Raw genomic sequence first — 1391 nt, 5'->3', positions numbered from 1 at the left:
CTGTCAGCTCCGGTTGAATTGTGAGCAGCCTGTTCCGGGGTGGTTTCTAGGGACGGTCGCAACACTTCTCTAGATTCTGGAGGTTGTGTTGACATCGTCGCGTCGGGTGAAGAAGGGGCCAGGGCGTCGTCCGCAGTCGGCCAAGCGTCAGCGTTTCATGGAGCTACGGGCTCGCGGATGGAGTGTGCGCGCCGCGGCCCGCGAAGTGGGCGTGTCGCGGTCCTCGGGCACCAACTGGGCGCGCGGTCACAACGTGTACCGCAACGGTGTGGTGGTCGGGTTCGTGGCGCCCCTGGACCGCCTCGCGGTTCGACAGATCAGTTCGCGCTACCTGTCTCAGGACGAGCGCATCGAGATCGCCGATCTGCGAAAGTCCGGGCTGAGCCTGCGGGCGATCGCCACGCGGCTCGGTCGGGCGCCGTCGACGATCTCGCGGGAGCTCCGACGCAACTCGGTGGCTGGCCGCGGGTATCGCCCCTTCGATGCTCAACGTCGCGCCACCGTGCGCCGAGCGCGTCATCATCGGCGCCGGGTCGAGACCAACCAACACCTCGGCACCGTGGTCGCCGAGCTCTTGCTTCGGCGGTGGAGCCCACAACAGATCAGCCGCCACCTCCGTCACCGCTTTCCCGACGACCCGTCGATGCGGCTGTGCCATGAAAGCATCTATCAGGCTGTGTACCAACCTAATTCACGCTTCCTACGACCCTCCCGGCTGGCGCCGCACCGCCGCTCGCCGCTACGCACCGGCCGGGATCACCGCCGAGCGCACCACCGACAGCAGCGCCGACGGGGCCGCTTCCAACAGCCGATGCTCAGCATCCACGACCGGCCGTTCCCCGCGGCGGACCGCTCTGAAGCCGGCCACTGGGAGGGGGATCTGATCATCGGCGACAACCACCTCTCGGCGATCGGCACCCTCGTCGAACGCACGACCCGGATGGTGCGCTTGGTACACCTGCTCCGAAGCGACGCCGACTCGCTGCACACCGCCCTAGTGGCGCGCATGCAGGATCTACCGCCCACCCTCATGCGGTCGATCACCTGGGATCAGGGCACCGAGATGGCACGTCATCTCGCTACCGCCGACAAGCTCGGAGCGCCCGTCTACTTTTGCGACTCCCGATCACCCTGGCAACGTGGCACCAACGAAAACACCAACGGACTGCTCCGCGACTACTTCCCCAAGGGCGTCAGCCTCGCCAAACACTCGGCGAGTCACCTGCTTGCCGTCGAACACGAGCTCAACCACCGCCCCCGCATAGTGCTCCAAGATCGCTGTCCCGCTGACCTATTCGCCGCTCTGCTAACCTCACAAAGTCCGTCGGTGTTGCGACGTTGATTAGAACCCACCCCGGAATCACCTGCTCACTTTTCGACCGGAACTGACA

At 65.6% G+C, this 1391-nt stretch carries 1 protein-coding gene; it reads left to right on the top strand.

Translation table 11 applies throughout. The features are described 5' to 3' along the window. Positions 1-106 precede the first annotated feature (106 nt). Positions 107-1342 (top strand): IS30 family transposase, encoded by a 1236-nt coding sequence (locus tag NM203_RS33040; RefSeq protein ID WP_456299322.1) that lies wholly within the window; start codon positions 107-109, stop codon positions 1340-1342. Positions 1343-1391 lie beyond the last annotated feature (49 nt).

Source organism: Mycolicibacterium arenosum (genome assembly GCF_024320865.1).
In the GTDB taxonomy this organism is placed as follows: Bacteria; Actinomycetota; Actinomycetes; order Mycobacteriales; family Mycobacteriaceae; genus Mycobacterium; species Mycobacterium arenosum.
The sequence above is the reverse complement of the archived record's forward strand: the minus strand, read 5'-3'. Positions and strand labels throughout refer to the sequence as shown.